General features: G+C 68.3%; 13 protein-coding genes. 9 read left to right on the top strand and 4 right to left on the bottom strand.

All coding sequences use genetic code 11. From position 1 onward, the window contains the following. Positions 1-24: 24 nt before the first annotated feature. Positions 25-423, bottom strand: a complete 399-nt coding sequence (locus tag ABDK56_RS05170) for a hypothetical protein (protein WP_349807068.1) — start codon at positions 421-423, stop codon at positions 25-27. A 226-nt stretch (positions 424-649) separates the two neighbouring features. Between ABDK56_RS05170 and mdh the strand changes: the two genes are divergently transcribed. From mdh to lpdA, 6 genes are all read left to right on the top strand, one after another. Continuing rightward, positions 650-1612: a malate dehydrogenase gene (gene mdh, locus ABDK56_RS05165; RefSeq protein WP_349807067.1), complete on the top strand. Its 963-nt coding sequence runs from the start codon at positions 650-652 to the stop codon at positions 1610-1612. 87 nt (positions 1613-1699) lie between these two features. Continuing rightward, complete coding sequence (locus ABDK56_RS05160; protein ID WP_349807066.1) at positions 1700-1897, top strand: hypothetical protein; 198 nt, start codon at positions 1700-1702, stop codon at positions 1895-1897. Further along, positions 1894-2778 carry a succinate--CoA ligase subunit alpha gene (gene sucD, locus ABDK56_RS05155; protein ID WP_349807065.1) on the top strand — a complete coding sequence of 295 codons (885 nt, stop codon included), beginning with the start codon at positions 1894-1896 and terminating at the stop codon, positions 2776-2778. The genes ABDK56_RS05160 and sucD overlap by 4 nt, the downstream gene beginning before the upstream one ends. 19 nt (positions 2779-2797) lie before the next feature. Continuing rightward, a complete protein-coding gene (locus ABDK56_RS05150) occupies positions 2798-5605 on the top strand; it encodes a 2-oxoglutarate dehydrogenase E1 component (protein ID WP_349807277.1) in 2808 nt (935 codons plus the stop codon). A 10-nt stretch (positions 5606-5615) separates the two neighbouring features. Beyond that, positions 5616-6893: a 2-oxoglutarate dehydrogenase complex dihydrolipoyllysine-residue succinyltransferase gene (odhB, locus tag ABDK56_RS05145; protein WP_349807064.1), complete on the top strand. Its 1278-nt coding sequence runs from the start codon at positions 5616-5618 to the stop codon at positions 6891-6893. A gap of 11 nt (positions 6894-6904) precedes the next feature. Next, a complete protein-coding gene (lpdA, locus tag ABDK56_RS05140) occupies positions 6905-8296 on the top strand; it encodes a dihydrolipoyl dehydrogenase (RefSeq protein ID WP_349807063.1) in 1392 nt (463 codons plus the stop codon). A 37-nt stretch (positions 8297-8333) separates the two neighbouring features. Here the strand turns inward: lpdA and sppA are convergent, their stop codons facing one another. Continuing rightward, on the bottom strand, positions 8334-10208 hold the full coding sequence (gene sppA, locus ABDK56_RS05135; RefSeq protein ID WP_349807062.1) for a signal peptide peptidase SppA: 1875 nt from the start codon (positions 10206-10208) through the stop codon (positions 8334-8336). Positions 10209-10297: 89 nt separating this feature from the next. Between sppA and ABDK56_RS05130 the strand changes: the two genes are divergently transcribed. Then, entirely contained in the window at positions 10298-11716 is a 1419-nt protein-coding gene (locus ABDK56_RS05130) for an MATE family efflux transporter (protein WP_349807061.1), read from the top strand. On the opposite strand, the gene ABDK56_RS05125 is transcribed toward ABDK56_RS05130, so the two are convergent. Next, complete coding sequence (locus ABDK56_RS05125) at positions 11671-12222, bottom strand: L,D-transpeptidase family protein (RefSeq protein ID WP_349807060.1); 552 nt, start codon at positions 12220-12222, stop codon at positions 11671-11673. The genes ABDK56_RS05130 and ABDK56_RS05125 overlap by 46 nt on opposite strands. Before the next feature lie 189 nt (positions 12223-12411). Between ABDK56_RS05125 and groES the strand changes: the two genes are divergently transcribed. Continuing rightward, the gene (gene groES, locus ABDK56_RS05120; RefSeq protein WP_349807059.1) at positions 12412-12699 is read left to right on the top strand and encodes a co-chaperone GroES; all 288 of its coding nucleotides are present in this window, start codon (positions 12412-12414) and stop codon (positions 12697-12699) included. A gap of 72 nt (positions 12700-12771) precedes the next feature. Next, positions 12772-14415 carry a chaperonin GroEL gene (gene groL / locus ABDK56_RS05115; RefSeq protein ID WP_349807058.1) on the top strand — a complete coding sequence of 548 codons (1644 nt, stop codon included), beginning with the start codon at positions 12772-12774 and terminating at the stop codon, positions 14413-14415. Between the two features lie 299 nt (positions 14416-14714). On the opposite strand, the gene ABDK56_RS05110 is transcribed toward groL, so the two are convergent. Then, positions 14715-15230, bottom strand: coding sequence for a GNAT family N-acetyltransferase (locus ABDK56_RS05110; protein ID WP_349807057.1), 516 nt, complete (start codon positions 15228-15230; stop codon positions 14715-14717). Positions 15231-15252 lie beyond the last annotated feature (22 nt).

Genomic DNA, 15252 nt, shown 5'->3' with positions numbered 1-15252 from the left:
TCATCGCGCCGCAAGGCTCGGGATCTAGCGGGTGAGCGCGTCGATCACGCGCTGGACCGCGTAGGTGGTCGGGTCGACCTGGTAGATATAGTTATTCGAGTAGACGTAGCGGCGATTCGGATCGAGGTTGTACTGGGTCACATACTGCTGCGGCAGCCGGTCGTAGGGGGTCCAGGCGTAGCTCGGGCGGAAACGGTAGCCGACGTTATAGGCAGCACGGCGCTCGGCGCGCATCTCGCGGCGTTCCATGCGGTTGTGCCAGCCGCGGGTCTGCCACGCGACGCAATGGCCGCGGTGCCAGCGGGTGCAGACCTTGTTGTGGCCGTAGGCATAATGATGGCCGCGGCCGGGGTGGGCGGCGGCGGGGGTGGCGGCAGCAAGGGCGACGCCGGCCGTGGCGAGCGCAAGAAGGGCGAATTTCATTGGTTTTCCTCTCTCCGGTTCCGGCCGGGCGTGGGATACGATGTCGCGTAACCCGGTCCGTCGGCTTGAACCCGCCGTGGCGGTGGCGGTTCCCGGGCAGGGCGCCGACCGGGCGATCGGCGGTTGAAGCGCGCCGCCCCAGCGGCTAAGCGGCGCGCGTCAGGGCGGAGTCTTCCGCCCCGCTCCCATTTGACCTGTCCCTATGTTCAAGAAGGATTGCCGCCCCATGGCTCGCAAGAAAATCGCGCTGATCGGTTCCGGGATGATCGGCGGAACGCTCGCCCACCTGGCGGCGAAGCGCGAGCTGGGCGACATCGTGCTGTTCGACGTCGCCGAGGGGCTGCCGCAGGGCAAGGCGCTCGATTTGAGCCAGTGCGGCCCGGTCGAGGGGTTCGACGCGAAGATCAGCGGCACTAACGACTATGCCGACATCGCCGGGGCCGACGTGGTGATCGTCACCGCGGGCGTGCCGCGCAAGCCGGGGATGAGCCGCGACGATTTGCTGGGCATCAACCTCAATGTGATGAAGGCGGTCGGCGCGGGGATCAAGGCGAACGCGCCCGACGCCTTTGTCATCTGCATTACAAACCCGCTCGATGCGATGGTGTGGGCGTTGCGCGAATATAGCGGGCTGCCGGCGGAAAAGGTGGTCGGCATGGCGGGCGTGCTCGACAGCGCGCGCTTCGCCCATTTCCTCGCCGAGGAGTTCGAGGTGTCGGTCAAGGACGTCAACGCCTTCGTGCTCGGCGGGCATGGCGACACGATGGTGCCGGTCACCAGCTACACGACGATTTCGGGCATCCCGGTCGACGACCTGGTCAAGATGGGTCGTTCGTCGAAGGAAAAGATCGACGAGATCGTCAAGCGGACGCGCGGCGGCGGCGGCGAGATCGTCGCGCTGCTCAAGACCGGCAGCGCCTATTACGCCCCGGCGACCAGCGCGATCGCGATGGCCGAGGCCTATCTGGGCGACCAGAAGCGGATCCTGCCGTGCGCGGTGAAGGTCGAGGGGAAATACGGGCTCGACGGGCTCTACGTCGGCGTGCCGACGGTGATCGGCGCGGGCGGGGCCGAGGAAGTGATCGAAATCGCGCTCGACGAGGAGGCGAAGGCCAATTTCCAGGTCAGCGTCGACGCGGTCAAGGAACTGCTGGTGGCGTGCAAGGCGATTGATGGGTCGCTGGGTTAGGTGTTTCCCCTCATTCTCATTGTGACGCTAGTCATATTGGCGGCCCCGTTTGCCATCGCTGGGTATCGCCGCCGTTGGCTCGCGCCGTTGGTGATCGAGCTTCTTATTTTGGGCTACGCAGCCTTCCTTTGGACATTACCGATTAATTCGGCCGATGACGTCCAAATGCAGCAGCTTTGGCGCCTGATGGTCTACGGTGCCGCGATCATGCTAGCGGCCGTGTTCCTTTCCGGGCTCATTGCATCAAAGCTTGCCCAGCATCGGAAAAAAGAAGGTTTCGAATGAGCATCCTCGTCGACAAGAATACGCGCGTCATCGTCCAGGGCATGACCGGGGCGACCGGCACCTTCCATACCGAGCAGGCGCTCGCCTATGGGACGCAGATGGTCGGAGGCGTCACGCCGGGGAAGGGCGGGAGCACCCATATCGGGCTGCCTGTATTCGACACGGTCCATGAGGCGGTCGCCAAGACCGGGGCCGATGCGTCGGTGGTGTATGTCCCGCCGCCGTTCGCGGCCGATTCGATCCTCGAGGCGATCGATGCCGAGGTGCCGCTGATCGTCGCGATCACGGAAGGGGTGCCGGTGCTCGACATGGTCAAGGTCAAGCGGGCGCTGTCGGGCTCGAAGTCGCGGCTGATCGGGCCGAACTGCCCGGGCGTGCTGACGCCGGGCGAGTGCAAGATCGGGATCATGCCGGGCAACATCTTTTCCAACGGCAGCGTCGGCGTGGTCTCGCGTTCGGGTACGCTGACCTATGAGGCGGTGTTCCAGACGACCAACGAGGGGCTGGGCCAGACGACCGCGGTCGGGATCGGCGGCGACCCGGTCAACGGCACCAACTTCATCGACGTGCTCGAGCTGTTCCTCGCCGACGAGGAAACCAAGTCGATCATCATGATCGGCGAGATCGGCGGCGATGCCGAGGAGCAGGCGGCGCAGTTCCTGATCGACGAGGCCAAGCGCGGCCGGTCGAAGCCGACCGTCGGCTTCATCGCCGGGCGCACCGCGCCGCCGGGCCGCCGCATGGGCCATGCCGGCGCGATCGTGTCGGGCGGCAAGGGCGACGCCGATTCGAAGATCGCGGCGATGGAAGCCGCTGGAATCCGCGTGTCCCCGAGCCCATCTGAGCTCGGCACGACGCTGACGGAGCTGTTGAAGGGCTGACGTGACCGAGATCGAGACCATGGGCGTGGACCGCGAGGCGGGACCGAGCTGGGCACGGGCGAACTGGCCGGTGGCGGCGCTCGACGAGGTCAACCTCGGGCTCGACCCGACCGAGGCGGCGATCGCCACGGTGCAGAAGGCGGCGAAGGCCGAGGCGGTCGCGGCGGGCGTCACCGATCCCAAGGCGGTTGATGCGGCGGCAAGCGACAGCATCCGCGCGATGATGCTGATCCGGCTGTACCGGGTGCGCGGGCACCTGATGGCCGAGCTCGACCCGCTGGGATTGGCGCACCACGAGCCGGTGCCCGAGCTCGACCCGGCGTTCCACGGCTTTACCGAGGGCGACATGGACCGGCCGATCTGGCTGGGCGGGACGTTGGGCTACGAGCGTGCGTCGATCCGGCAGATCGTGGCGATGCTCAAGGCCAATTACTGCGGGCATGTCGGCCTCGAATATATGCACATCAACGACCTCGAGGAGCGCAAATTCCTCCAGGAGCGGATGGAAGGGCAGCACGCCGAGATCGTCTTCACCCCCGAGGGCAAGCAGTCGATCCTCGCCAAGGTGATCCAGGGCGAGCAGTGGGAAAAATTCCTCGCCAAGAAATATGTCGGGACCAAAAGGTTCGGGCTCGACGGGGGCGAAAGCGCGATCCCCGCGCTCGAGGCGGTGATCAAGTACGGCGGGCTGTCGGGGGTGCAGGAAATAACCCTCGGCATGGCGCATCGCGGGCGGCTCAACGTGCTCGCCAACGTGATGGGCAAGCCCTATCGCGCGATCTTCAGCGAGTTCGCGGGCGGGGCGGCCAACCCGGCCGACGTCGGCGGGTCGGGCGACGTCAAATATCACCTCGGCACCTCGAGCGACCGCGAGTTCGACGGGGTCAAGGTCCACCTGAGCCTCGTCCCCAACCCCTCGCACCTCGAGGCGGTCGACCCGGTCGTGCTGGGCAAGAGCCGCGCGGTGCAGGCGATCAAGGGCGACCGCGAAGGCGACAGCGTGCTGCCGGTGCTGCTGCACGGCGACGCGGCGTTCGCGGGGCAGGGGATCGTCGCCGAATGCTTCGGTTTTTCCGGACTGCCGGGTTATGGGACGGGCGGCACGATCCACTTCGTCATCAACAACCAGGTCGGCTTCACCACCAGCCCGCAGTTCGCCCGCTCCTCGCCCTATTGCAGCGATATCGCCAAGTCGGTCCAGGCGCCGATCCTCCACGTCAACGGCGACGATCCCGAGGCGGTGACCTTCTGCTGCAAGCTGGCGATGGAATTCCGCCAGAAATTCAACCGCGACATCGTCATCGACATGTGGTGCTACCGCCGCTTCGGGCACAACGAGGGCGACGAGCCGAGCTTCACCCAGCCGCTGATGTATGCCGCGATTCGCCAGCACCCCCCGATCAGCGAGATCTATGGCGGCAAGCTGGTCGCCGAGGGGGTCGTCGACCAAGGCTGGATCGACAAGCAGACCGCCGATTTCACCACGCTGCTCGAAAGCGAGTTCGCGGCGGGGGCGTCCTACCTGCCGAACAAGGCCGACTGGTTCGAGGGGCGCTGGCAGGGGCTGGGCAAGCCGGGCGAGCCGGTGGACGCGCGGCGCAACGTCAATACCGCGATCCCCGACGAGCTCTACGACCGGCTGACCGCGCTGACGACGACGGTCCCCGAGGGTTTTTCGATCCACAAGACGCTGGCGCGGATCATCGAGGCGCGCCGCAAGACGCTGTCGGACGGCGCGGGGATCGACTGGGCGACCGCCGAGAGCCTCGCCTTCGGCAGCCTCGTCGAGCAGGGCCACGGGGTGCGGCTGTCGGGGCAGGACAGCGGGCGCGGCACCTTCAGCCAGCGCCACGCGGTGTGGGTCGACCAGGCGAGCGGCGAGAAATATATCCCGCTTCGCCAGATCAACGACGGCGAGACGATGAAGCCGCGGTTCGAGGTGCGCGACAGCCCGCTGAGCGAATTCGGGGTGCTGGGCTTCGAATATGGCTATTCGATCGCCGACCCGACCAAGCTGGTGCTGTGGGAAGCGCAGTTCGGCGACTTCGCCAACGGCGCGCAGACGATCATCGACCAGTTCATCGCCGCGGGCGAGGCCAAATGGCTGCGCGCGAGCGGGCTGACGATGCTGCTGCCGCACGGGTTCGAGGGGCAGGGGCCCGAGCATAGTTCGGCGCGGCTCGAGCGCTATTTGCAGCTGTGTGCCGAGGACAATCTGCAGGTCGCCAACTGCACCACGCCGGCCAACTATTTTCACATCCTGCGGCGGCAGATGCTGCGCGATTTCCGCAAGCCCCTGGTGATCATGACGCCCAAGTCGCTGCTTCGCCACAAGCTGGCGGTGTCGAGCCGCGCCGACTTCACCGGCGAGGGGCATTTCAAGCGGATCCTGAGCGACCTCAACCCGCCCGCCGAGGGCGAGACGCGGCGGGTCGTGCTGTGTTCGGGCAAGCTTGCCTACGAGCTGATGGAGGCGCGCGACGCCTCGGGCGCCGACCGCACCACCGAGATCGTCCGGATCGAGCAGCTCTATCCGTTCCCGTCCGAGCCGCTGGTGCGCCGCCTCAAGGCGATGCCGAAGCTTCGCGAGCTGGTCTGGGCGCAGGAAGAGCCGAAGAACAACGGCGCCTGGTTCTTCGTCGAGGAGCGGCTCGAGCAGTGCCTCGACGAGGCGGGGCGCAAGGGGATGCGCCCGCGCTATGCCGGGCGCGCCGCTTCGGCCTCGCCCGCGACCGGGCTGGCCAAGCGCCACGCCGCCGAACAGGCCGCGCTGATCGCCGACGCGCTCGGGATCGCCGCCTCCGCCACCATCGCCAAAGCCAGCTAGGACTTATCGAATGCCCACCGACGTCAAGGTTCCGACACTCGGCGAATCGATCACCGAGGCGACTATCGGCCAGTGGCTGAAGAAGCCCGGCGAGGCGGTCGCGGCGGACGAGCCGATCGCGAGCCTCGAGACCGACAAGGTCAGCGTCGAGGTCAATGCGCCGGTCGCCGGCACGCTCGCCGAGCAGCTGGCGGGCGAGGGCGACACGGTCGAGGTCGGCGCGGTGATCGCGCGGATCGGCGAGGGAGCGGCGGCGACGGCAGCGCCTGCGCCCGCCGCCGCGCCGATCCCGCAGCAGGTCGCGGGGACGCCGGTCAACCCGACCGGGGCGGGCGAGAATGTCGAGGCGCGCCAGCCCGGGCCAGGCGCGGCGGCCGATGCCGCGCTGACGCTGTCGCCGGCGGTGCGCCGCGCGGTGCTCGAGCATCATGTCGATCCCTCGTCGATCAAGGGCAGCGGCAAGGACGGGCGGATTACCAAGGACGACGTGATCGCCGCGGCGAGCGCGAAGGCGCCCGCGCCCGCGCCCAAGGCCCCGGCCGCGACCCCCGCAGCGCCGCGCGCGAGCGGCGGTGCGCGCACCGAAGAGCGGGTGAAGATGTCGCGGCTGCGGCAGACGATCGCGACCCGGCTGAAGGAAGCGCAGAACACGGCGGCGCTGCTGACCACCTTCAACGACGTCGACATGAGCGAGGTGATCGCCGCGCGCGCCCGTTACAAGGACTTGTTCGAGAAGAAGCACGGCATCCGGCTCGGCTTCATGAGCTTCTTCGTGAAGGCGGCGGCGCTCGCCGCGCGCGACGTGCCGTCGGTCAACGCGCGGATCGAGGGGCCAGAAGGCAATCAGGAGATCGTCTACGCCGATTATCTCGACGTGTCGGTCGCGGTGTCGGCGCCGAAGGGGCTGGTCGTCCCGGTGATCCGCGACGCGCAGGCCATGAGCTTCGCCGAGATCGAGAAGACCATCGCCGACTATGGCAAGAAGGCGAAGGACGGGACGCTCGGCATCGAGGACATGAAGGGCGGCACCTTCACCATCTCGAACGGCGGGGTGTTCGGATCGCTGCTGTCGACCCCGATCATCAACCCGCCGCAGTCGGCGGTGCTCGGCCTCCACCGGATCGAGGAGCGGCCGGTGGTTCGCGACGGCCAGATCGTGGCGCGGCCGATGATGTACCTCGCGTTGAGCTACGACCACCGGCTGATCGACGGGCGCGAGGCGGTGACGTTCCTGGTGCGGATCAAGGAAGCGATCGAGGACCCGACGCGGCTCCTGATCGACCTTTAAAGGACAAGATGATGGCTGAGTTCGACTATGACGTGCTGGTGATCGGGGCCGGTCCCGGCGGCTATGTCGCGGCGATCCGCGCGGCGCAGCTGGGGCTGAAGACCGCCTGTGCCGAGAGCCGCGAAACGCTCGGCGGGACCTGCCTCAACGTCGGCTGTATCCCGTCGAAGGCGATGCTCCACGCGTCGGAATATTTTGACGCGGCGGCCAATGGGGCGATGGCCAAGATGGGGATCAAGGTCACGCCCGAGCTCGACCTGCCGGCGATGCACGGCCAGCGCACCGACGCGGTCAAGCAGCTGACCGGGGGAATCGAGTTCCTGTTCAAGAAGAACAAGGTCACCTGGCTGAAGGGCAAGGCGAGCTTTGCCGACGCGCACAGCGTCGAGGTCGGCGGGCAGACGGTCACCGCGAAGAACATCGTCATCGCCACCGGCTCGTCGGTGACGCCGCTGCCCGGCGTGACGATCGACCAGCGGGTAGTGGTCGATTCGACCGGCGCGCTCGAGTTACCGAAGGTGCCGGGGCACATGGTCGTCATCGGCGGCGGGGTGATCGGGCTCGAGCTCGGCAGCGTGTGGCGGCGGCTGGGGGCGAAGGTCACCTGCGTCGAGTTCCTCGACCAGATCCTCCCCGGCTTCGACGGCGAGGTGCGCAAGGAAGCCAACAAGATCTTCAGGAAGCAGGGGATCGAGTTCAAGCTCGGGACCAAGGTGACCGGGGTTACCGTGAACGGCGACAGGGCGAGCCTGACGCTCGAACCCGCCAAGGGCGGGGCGGGCGAGACGATCGAGGCCGATTGCGTGCTGGTGTCGATCGGGCGGCGGCCGAACACCGAGGGGCTGGGGCTCGAGAAGATCGGCCTTTCGCCCAACAATCGCGGGCAGATCGAGACCGACCACGACTTCCGCACCAAGGTGGACGGCGTCTGGGCGATCGGCGACGTCATCCCCGGCCCGATGCTGGCGCACAAGGCCGAGGACGAGGGCATCGCGGTGGCCGAGAATATCGCCGGGCTGACCGGGATCGTGAACCACGACGTGATCCCGAGCGTGGTCTATACCTGGCCCGAGATCGCCGGCGTCGGCCTCACAGAGGAAGCGGCGAAGGAGCAGGGCGAGGTCAAGGTCGGCAAGTTCCCGATGCTCGCCAATTCGCGCGCCAAGACCAACCATGAGCCCGACGGCTTCGTGAAGATCATCGCCGATGCGAAGAACGACCGCGTGCTCGGGGTGTGGGCGATCGCGAGCGTCGCGGGGACGATGATCGCGCAGGCGGCACAGGCGATGGAATTCGGCGCGACGAGCGAGGACATCGCCTACACCTGCCACGCCCACCCGACGCACAGCGAGGCGATCAAGGAAGCGGCGATGGCGGTGACCGGGAAGCCGATCCACATCTGAGGCTAGTCGTGCCCCTCCGCCGTCGCGTGGACGGTGGTCAGCTAAGCAACTCCAGCAGGATCGCGCGCCAGCCGGTGGCGGCGGGGAGCGCCCTGGGCGCGGCGACGGTGACCGGGGGGCAATCGAGGCACGCGACCTGGACGGTCGGGCCGGTCAGCAGCTGCCGCGCGCGATCGAGCGCCTGCGCGACCAGTCCGGCGGGGGCGGGCGAGAGCGAGGCAAGCGCGTCGGTCGCGTTGGCATCGTCGTCGTCGTTGCGGTCGGCGAGGCCTTCGGCGATCGAGTCGGCGAAGCTCGGCCGGGTCGCGATGATCGTGGTGCCGCGTTCGTCGCCGAGCTTGGCAAGCTCGGCCGCCTTGGCGACCGCCGCGTCGAGCCCGCCGAAGCCGTCGACCAGCCCAATCTGGTGCGCGCTGCCGCCGTCCCACACGCGGCCCTGCGCGATCTTGTCGATGTCGGCGGGGCTCTTTTGCCGCGAGGCGGCGACGAGGCCGAGAAAGGTTCGGTAGGTCGAATCGATCCCCGCCTGGACCAGCGCGTCGGCCGCGGGCGAGAAGCCCTTGAGGAAGTCGGGCTGGCCCGACAGCGGGGTGGTCTGCACCCCGTCGGCGTGGACCCCGAGCTTGGCGAGCGAGCCTTCGAAGCTGGGGAGGATGCCGAACACCCCGATCGAGCCGGTGATCGTCCCCGGCTCGGCGAAGATATAGTCGCCCGGGGTCGAGACCCAGTAGCCGCCCGAGGCGGCGACGTCGCCCATCGACACGACCACCGGCAGCCCCGCCTTTTTCGCGCCGACGATCGCCTGGCGGATCTGTTCGGAGGCGGTGACCGAGCCGCCGGGGCTGTCGACGCGCACGACCAGCGCCTTGAGCTTGCCCGAGGCGACCGCCCTGTCGATCAGCCGGCTGATCGTCGCGCTGCCCGCGGTGCCGGGGCCGGCCTTACCGTCGACGATCATGCCGGCGACGGTAACGATCCCGATCGGGCCGGTGCCGCGATTGTCGGCGGTATCCCGAAGGTAGGAATCGAGCCCAATCTGCCGGAAGCCGCCGGGGCGGTCCTTGTCGCTGCCACCGAGCTGGGCGAGGCGGGCGTTGAAGTCGGTGCGGGTGGCGACATGGTCGGCGAGCTTGAGCGCGAGCGCCGACTTGGCGAAGTCGCCCCCCGAGGCGGCGAGCGTTCCGACCGGGTCTTTGAGCAGTGCGTCGACCCCCGCCGCCGCCTGCGGGCGCGCCTTTTTGATGTCGTCCTTCCAGTTTTCGAGCATCGCCCCGGCGAGCGCCTGCGCATTCTGCCGCGCCTCGGGCGACATGCCGTCGCGGATGTAGGGCTCGACCGCGCTCTTGTAGGTGCCGACGCGGAACACGTGGGCGTTGACCCCGAGCTTGTCGAGCAGCCCCTTGTAATAGAGGTTGGTGCCGCCCGGGCCGCGCAGCGCGACAACCCCCATCGGGTCGACCATTACGTCGCTGGCGTGGGCGGCGAGCTGGTAGCCGCTGTCGGTGTAGCCGGTGGCGTAGGCGATCACCGGCTTGCCCGCCTTGCGCACCGCATCGAGCGCGGCGCCGACGGTGGCGATCCCGCTTTCGCCCCCGCCGGTGAAGCCGTCGAGGTCGAGCGCCACCGCCTTGACCCTCTCGTCGCCCGCCGCACGGACCAGCGCCTGCGATAGATCGTTGATCGCATATTCGTTCATCCGCGCGCCGCCGCCGACGAGCTGCGCCGCCGAGGCGCGCGAGGGCTGTTCGGTGAGCGAGCCGTTGAGGTCGACGAGGAGCACCCCGTCGCCGATCGGCCGCGGCTTCGACTTCAGCCCGGCGAACAGCAGCCCGAAGAAGAGCAGCATGAAGACGAGCACCAGCGCGTCCTTGACCCCGACGAGAAGCTTCCAGATTGCCTTCACGAACGCCATCGACCGGAATCCTTTCGCCGAGCGGCGTAGCGAAGCGCCGGGCGAACGGCCATCGCTTTTCGACGACGGGTGCTGCTAAGCGCCGGCGCATGGACACGAGCGGGCGGGACTGGGCGGCATGGCGGGCGGAGGCGCGCGCGACGCTGGCGCTCGCGTGGCCGCTGGTCGTCGCCAACCTCACCAGCCAGCTGATCAACGCGACCGACGTGCTGTTGATGGGGCGGCTGGGGGCGGCGCCGCTGGCGGCGGCGACGCTGGCGCTCAACCTTACCTGGACGCTCAACATGCTGCTGTTCGGGATGGTCATCGCCGCCTCGCCGATGATGGCGAGCGCGCTTGGCCAGCGGTCGAGCAACGTGCGCGACGTGCGGCGGACGTTCCGCGCCGGGCTATGGCTGCTGATCCTGACGCTGCCCTTCTACTGGTTGGCGCTGTGGCACATCGGGGCGGTGATCCGCGCCTTCGGGCAGGACCCGGCGCTGGCCGACATGGGGCAGGCGTTCATGCGCGCCTACATGTGGAGCAGCCTGCCGTGGCTGGTCTTCCAGCTGCTGCGCAACTTCGCCGGGGCGCTCGAGCGGCCGAAGGTGGTGCTATGGCTGTCGCTGGCGGGGATCCCGCTAAACGCGCTGCTGAGCTGGTCGCTGATCTTCGGCAGGTTCGGGCTGCCCGCGCTGGGGCTGGTCGGCGGCGGGGTCGGCAGCGCAATCACCTGGGCGATGCTGTGCGCCGCGATGATCGCGGTGGTGCGGACCGACCGGCAGTTCCGGCGGTTCCACCTGTTCGGGCGCTGGTGGCGGTTCGACCGCGAGCGGGTCGCGGCGATGGTCCGGCTGGGGCTGCCGATCGGGGCGACGATGATGCTCGAGATGGGAGTGTTCGCGCTCGCCACCTATTTCATGGGCTGGCTCGGGGCGGGCGTGGTCGCGGCGCACGCGATCGCGCTCCAGATTGCCTCGACCACCTTCATGGTGCCGCTGGGGATCGGGCAGGCGGCGACGGTGCGGGTCGGGCTGGCGCTGGGGCGCGGCGATGCCGACGGGGTGACGCGCGCGGGGTGGACCGCGTGGGTCATCGGGGTCGGTTTCATGAGCGTGACGGCGGTGGCGATGTGGGTCGCGCCGCACCCGCTGGTGACGCTGTTCCTCGCCGATGCGCCCGCCAACCGGGCGGTAATCGCGCTGGCGGTCCGGTTCCTGGCGGTCGCGGCGCTGTTCCAGGTGGTCGACGGCGGGCAGGTGATCGGCGCGGGCATGCTCCGCGGGCTCCACGACACGCGGGTGCCGTTCCTGTTCGCGCTGGTCGGCTACTGGGTGATCGGCCTGGGGATCGGGGCGTGGCTGGCGTTCGCGCGCGACTGGCGCGGGGTCGGGATCTGGACCGGGCTCGCGGCGGGGCTGGCGGTGGTCGCCGCGCTGATGCTGTGGCGCTGGTCGCGGCGCGGGGCGCTCGGGCTCGGGCGTCAGCTCTCGATGTCGACCGGGTCGCCGAGCTTCGTCAGCGAATAGAGCCGCTTCGCCACTGCCAGCGGCAGGCGGATGCAGCCGTGGCTGGCGGGATAGCCGGGGTTGGTGCCGGCGTGGAGCGCGATGCCGTACTGGTCGAGCCGCTGCATGAACGGCATCGGCGCGTCGCTATACTTGTTCGACTTGTGGAACTTAGCCTTCTGCAGGATCGGCCAGTGGCCCGGGACGGTCGGATGGCCGGGCATGCCGGTCGAAACGGTGGTCATGCCGATCATCTGCTCGTTCCTGAAGATCCACGCGCGCTGCTGGCGGAGGCTGACGAGGACGCGGATCGGACCGGTCGCGGGGATCGCCTTGTCGGCGACCCAGACATAGTGGCCGGGGGCGAGCGGCTGGTTGGGGAAGACCTGCGCGGTCTGGGCGAGCGCGGCGCGGGTCATCGGGTTGTCGCTGACCCGCGCGATGTCGGGGCCGGGACCGGCGGGCTGCATCGCGCAGCCGGCGAGCGCGGCGAGCGCGAAAAGGGGCGAAAAACGGCGGGTGAGCATGGGAATACCTCGACGGGAACGGCGGACTTCCGCCTTGCCTAGCCTGCTTCGGCCGCCAATGCACCCGGCGCGCGATTATCGTTGGCCCGAGCCATTGACGCGCCCGGCCCCCCGAACCATATCCCGGCCACCGCTGGCACTCGTTACAAGCGAGTGCCAGCAACAACATTAGCAAGGGAATCGACAATCATGGGTTTCAGGCCGCTTCATGACCGCGTCCTCGTCCGCCGCGTCGAGGCTGACGAGAAGACCGCCGGCGGGATCATCATCCCCGACAGCGCCAAGGAAAAGCCGCAGGAAGGCGAAGTCGTCTCGGTCGGCACCGGGGCGCGCGCCGAAAACGGCACCATCACCCCGCTCGACGTCAAGGCGGGCGACCGCATCCTGTTCGGCAAATGGTCGGGCACCGAGGTCAAGGTCGACGGCGAAGACCTCATCATCATGAAGGAAAGCGACATTCTCGGGATTGTTGGCTGACGCCAACGGGCTGGGCATCGTCGCCCGAGCCGATTTCTTCCCGAGTTCACCTGATTTGAAAGGACAGCCATCATGGCAGCCAAGGACGTAAAATTCAGCCGCGACGCGCGCGAGCGCATCCTCAAGGGCGTCGACATCCTCGCCGACGCGGTCAAGGTGACGCTGGGGCCGAAGGGCCGCAACGTCGTCATCGACAAGAGCTTCGGCGCGCCGCGCATCACCAAGGACGGCGTCACCGTCGCCAAGGAAATCGAGCTCAAGGACAAGTTCGAGAACATGGGCGCGCAGATGCTGCGCGAGGTCGCTTCGAAGACCAACGACAACGCCGGTGACGGCACCACCACCGCCACCGTGCTGGCGCAGGCGATCGTCCGCGAGGGCATGAAGTCGGTCGCCGCGGGCATGAACCCGATGGACCTCAAGCGCGGCATCGATCTCGCCGTCGCCAAGGTGACCGAGGACATCAAGTCGCGCAGCAAGCCGGTCAGCGGCAGCCAGGAGATCGCGCAGGTCGGGATCATCTCGGCCAATGGCGACACCGTCGTCGGCGAGAAGATCGCCGAGGCGATGGAAAAGGTCGGCAAGGAAGGCGTGATCACCGTCGAGGAAGCCAAGGGGCTGGAGTTCGAGCTCGACGTCGTCGAGGGCATGCAGTTCGACCGCGGCTACCTGTCGCCCTACTTCATCACCAACCCGGAAAAGATGCAGGTCGAGCTCAACGATCCCTACATCCTTATCCACGAGAAGAAGCTGTCGTCGCTGCAGGCGATGCTGCCGATCCTCGAGGCGGTGGTGCAGTCGGGCCGTCCGCTGCTGATCATCGCCGAGGACATCGAGGGCGAGGCGCTCGCCACGCTGGTCGTGAACAAGCTTCGCGGCGGGCTCAAGGTCGCGGCGGTCAAGGCGCCGGGCTTCGGCGATCGTCGCAAGGCGATGCTCGAGGACATCGCGATCCTGACCGGCGGCGAGATGATCTCGGAAGACCTCGGCATCAAGCTCGAGAACGTCACCGTCCAGATGCTCGGCACCGCCAAGAAGGTCGTGATCGACAAGGACAACACGACGATCGTCGACGGCGCCGGCAGCCACGAGTCGATCGAGGCCCGTGGCGGCGCGATCCGCCAGCAGATCGAGAACACCACCAGCGATTATGATCGCGAGAAGCTGCAGGAGCGGCTGGCCAAGCTCGCCGGCGGCGTCGCGGTGATCAAGGTCGGCGGGGCCTCGGAAGTCGAGGTCAAGGAGCGCAAGGACCGCGTCGACGACGCGCTCCACGCGACCCGCGCGGCGGTCGAGGAAGGCATCGTCCCGGGCGGCGGCACCGCGCTGCTTTATGCGACCAAGGCGCTTGACGGGCTGACCGGGCAGAACGACGACCAGACGCGCGGCATCGACATCGTCCGCCGCTCGCTGTCGGCGCTGGTCCGCCAGATCGCCACCAACGCCGGCCATGACGGCGCGGTGGTCGCGGGCAAGCTGCTCGAGGGCGGCGACTCGTCGCAGGGCTTCAACGCCCAGACCGACAAGTATGAGAACCTCGTCGCGGCCGGCGTGATCGACCCGACCAAGGTCGTCCGCACCGCGCTGCAGAACGCGGCGTCGGTCGCCGGGCTGCTGATCACCACCGAAGCGGCGGTGTCGGAATTGCCCGAGGACAAGCCGGCGATGCCGATGGGCGGCGGCGGCATGGGCGGCATGGGCGGAATGGATTTCTAAGCCTGAGGCGGCCGGGGACAGCGAAGCGGTCGCAAGCGACCGTTAGCTGTCCCCGGACTCGCCGAAGGCCGGACGACAGGTCGCGCAGCGATCCTGATCGACGACGCGGATTTACTCCGCGTCGGCCCAGCCCGAAGCGAGGCGGCCTGGCCTAGCGACGCTAGGCCAGGACTCGCCGAAGGCCGGACGGCCTGCGGGCGAAGCCCGACAGGACCGACGACGCGGATTTACGCCGCGTCGGCCCAGCCCGAAGCCACCCAAGAAAGGGGCCGGAAGCACCCGCTTCCGGCCCCTTAGTCTTACCCCCGATGCAGCATCGCGACGTTGCAGCGGCTGTATTCGCCGCCCAGCTCGTCCTTCAGCGCCTCGTCGTGGACGAAGCCGTTGCGTTCGTAGAGCCGGATCGCCGCCGCGCTCTTGGTGCTGGTGAGCAGGAACAGCCGGGTCGCGCCGAGGGCCTTCGCCGCCTCGATCCCGGCCTTCAGCAGCGTCTCGCCGACCCCGAGCCCCTGTGCGACGGGGTCGACCCCCATCTTGATCAGCTCGTAATCGCCCGGCCCGATCCGCAGCAGCCCGCAGGTGCCGACCGGGCCGAGCTTGTCGTCGATCGCGAAGAAAATCTCGCCGCCCGGCTCGACGATCGTCGCGCGCGGCTGGCCGAGCTGGTCCTCGTCGACCGGCTCGATCACGTGCATCTCCTCGATCCAGCGGCGGTTGATCCGGTCGAAGTGCGGGGCGAGGTCGTCGTCGAAGCGGGCGAGGCGCAGCCCCGGGCGCGAGTGGCGGGTGAGAAGCGCGTCGATGGCATCGTCCATGGCCTCATTATCCGGCCGATTC

The sequence above is a fragment of the Sphingomonas sp. ASV193 genome, from assembly GCF_040203355.1.
Lineage (GTDB): Bacteria > Pseudomonadota > Alphaproteobacteria > Sphingomonadales > Sphingomonadaceae > Sphingomicrobium.
The sequence above is the reverse complement of the archived record's forward strand: the minus strand, read 5'-3'. Positions and strand labels throughout refer to the sequence as shown.